At 34.7% G+C, this 3,228-nt stretch carries 2 protein-coding genes; both read left to right on the top strand.

Features of this window, described 5'->3' with window-relative positions; all coding sequences use genetic code 11:
* Nucleotides 1-347 precede the first annotated feature (347 nt).
* Nucleotides 348-1,541 (top strand): S1C family serine protease, encoded by a 1,194-nt coding sequence (locus tag RBB48_RS31485; RefSeq protein ID WP_306008854.1) that lies wholly within the window; start codon nt 348-350, stop codon nt 1,539-1,541.
* 413 nt (nt 1,542-1,954) lie between these two features.
* Nucleotides 1,955-3,228, top strand: a 1,274-nt coding sequence (locus RBB48_RS31480) for an ABC transporter permease (protein ID WP_306008853.1), incomplete at its 3' end; no start/stop codon positions are given.

Below are 3,228 nucleotides of genomic sequence, written 5' to 3'. Positions count from 1 at the left end.
AATAAATAAGCTAATGGATGTTTATTGTCCCTTGTTTCCACTTTTTGCAAAACACCTGTATAAACATGCATGCTACTTTGTACATTGAATACCCTATTTGTTGAGAGCCGAATAGGCTCTTTTTTTAGAAACAAGCTCGAAGTGGGTTTGAATATCGTCATACATATATTCATAGGGAATTTCAAATATAATGTTACCCCTACGAAAAAACAGTTGATTTATGTTTAAACCATGCCTAAAGGTAAAATTTTCTTTTTTTGAAATGGTGATTCTTAAATATTACATTCATACATCGTATTTCAAATATCAAGATAAAAATATTCAATTGTAAATTAAAGGAGAAAGGGATATTCACAATGGGACACTATGATATAAATCAAACAGAAAGCAATAGGAATAAAGTTTATAAAAAAACAGGGTATTTTTTCACAGGAATAATTGGTGCAGTGATTGGTGCAATTACCATTGGATTGACCACCCCTTATATAAATGAAATTAAAGGGAGTGCAGACCAATCTCCTAAGCATAACGAAGTAAATCAGGCTACGCCGATCTCTTACAAACCAGAAGATGTGAGCAATCCTCAAAATATGATTGAATCTGCAAAAGAAGTTGTCGTAGGTGTCATTAACTATAAACAAAATGCAGATTCATTTAATACGCAAGATCAATCAGAAGAAGCTGGTTCGGGATCAGGGGTCATATATAAAAAAAACGGCAATAAGGCTTTCATTGTTACAAATAATCATGTGATAGACGGTGCGAATAAAGTAGAAGTGAAATTGAATAATGGTAAAAAGGTTCCCGCTAAAGTAGTAGGGACAGATCCATTATTAGATTTAGCGGTATTAGAAATTGACGGGGCAGATGTAAAAAGAGTCGCAACACTTGGAGACTCAGAAAAAATTCGTACAGGGGAAACGGTAATAGCCATTGGGAATCCATTGGGGCTAGAAGGTAGTGTAACAAAGGGGATTATTAGTAGCAAGGAACGAGAAATACCTGTTAGTACCCTTGGAGATCAACAAGTTGATTGGCAAGCACAGGTAATTCAAACAGATGCAGCTATTAATCCTGGGAATAGTGGAGGAGCTTTGTTTAATGAACAGGGTGAAGTCATTGGAATTAATTCGAGTAAAATTGCACAACAAGCTGTTGAAGGAATTGGATTTGCAATTCCGATTCATATAGCCAAAACGATCCTAGAGTCTCTTGAGAAAGATGGAACAGTTAAACGTCCGATGATGGGTGTACAGTTATTAGATGTGGGGAAAATGACAGATTCTGCACGCAATCAATTAAAATTACCAAAAGAGATATCAAATGGTGCAGTATTGAGGAATATCTCAAACCAATCACCAGCAGAAAAAGGTGGATTGCAACAATATGATGTTGTGATTGCATTAGATGGACAAAAAATAGAAAATGTCGTTCAATTCCGTAAATATTTATATGAAAAGAAAAAATTGGGGGATACAATTAAAGTAACCGTTTATCGAAATGGTGAAAAACTAACAAAAAACGTGAAATTAGCGGATTAAACACGTGCCGCTTAAAAATATAGCCACCTTTCGGTGGTTTTTTTATATGTGCTTTTTGTGTAGGTACTAGATATATCAGAGGTGGTAAATGTGATGAAGCAAAAAGAATGCCCACATTGTTATTCCATGCAGGAGGTTAATTTTTATAGTATCTCATCCTGTACTGTATAGGTCATAAATAAAGGGAGTTATCCCGTGTGCCCTCATTCCACACTAAATGGACTGACTCTTTACCAATGTTCAAAATCGATTACATATTTTAATTTGTGTTCCAGTTTTTCTTGACTATATTAACGAATCACTACATATGCACTCCAGATAAGCCCTAATATCTTTAGATAATCTACTGAATATCTTCATATAAACTCCAGATAGTGTATTTAGAATAACAACTATCAAGGAGGTTAGGAAAAATGAATTTTATAAAACGTGCAATTCTCAGTATGAAAAAAAGAATAGGAACATCATTAATTTTGATAGCGGTCTTTCTGATTGTTACAAACTTAGTGCTGGCAGGATTCGCAATCCAAAATGCTTCAAAAAAAGCTGCTGATGCAGCAAGAAAAAAACTAGGTGCAGATGTTACTTTAGGTCTTGATTTTGACAAATTAGGTCAACAAGCTAGGGAAACTGGCGAGATGCCTAAGCCGCCGAAGCTCAACACAAAAGAAGCAGATCAATTAGCGAAGTCAAAGCATGTAAAAGACTATAATTATATAACCAACAATTTCGGAATTGCGGATGGGTTTAAATTAGTAGGAGCTTCGAAAGGAGAAGAAGAAGGAAAAGGAAATGCTAGAGTGGCAACGGTGGGAGGATCAGGTTCAGGTTCAGAAATAGATATGAATTCTTCCCTTATGATAGAAGGAGTTCGCAAGACTTTATTACAAGAAAGTTTTAAAAATGGAAAAAGTAAAATCATTGATGGGAAACCAATTACAGAACAGATGAAAGATCAGAATGTAGCTTTAATGGAAAAACGATTAGCGGAACAAAACAATTTGAAAGTAGGAGATAAAGTTAAAGTTCAATCAGGGGATAAGAAGGAAACTCTTGAAGTTGAAATTATCGGTATTTACGAAACGAATGAGCAACCAATGGGTCAAAATCCCCCTCCTATGATGAATCCAGCTAATAAACTATATATGCCTTACTCTACTTTAAAAAAATTAGAAACAGATGAAGGTATGAGTAGTAGTATTCAAGTTGTGTACTTATTGAACGATCCACAAGACATTGATGCATTTAAAAAAGAAGCAAAAAAATCTGATATTGATTTTAATTATTTTAAGTTAGATGCACAAGATTCATTGTACAAACAAATGATTGGTCCTATCGAAAATATCGCTTCTACGTCTCAAATGATTATCTATATGGTATCTATTGCAGGTGCGATTATCTTAGGATTAATCATTATGTTATCGATTAAAGCACGTCGTAAGGAAATGGGGATTTTATTATCCATTGGAGAGAAAAAATGGAAACTGATGGCGCAGTTCATAGTAGAAGTAGCATGTATTGCTATTTTAGCATTTGGATTATCCCTAACAACAGGAGCTAAAGTTTCTCAATTCGTAGGGGATAACTTACTTTCGAGTGAAATTGCTACAGCAAGCGAAGAAAAAGACAATTCACAAAATGGTAGTGTAATGATGGTTGGAGCTGGTGGTACTCCACAAAACCAAAA

Source organism: Bacillus sp. MMSF_3353 (genome assembly GCF_030733445.1).
GTDB lineage: Bacteria > Bacillota > Bacilli > Bacillales > Bacillaceae_G > Bacillus_A > Bacillus_A wiedmannii.
The sequence above is the reverse complement of the archived record's forward strand: the minus strand, read 5'-3'. Positions and strand labels throughout refer to the sequence as shown.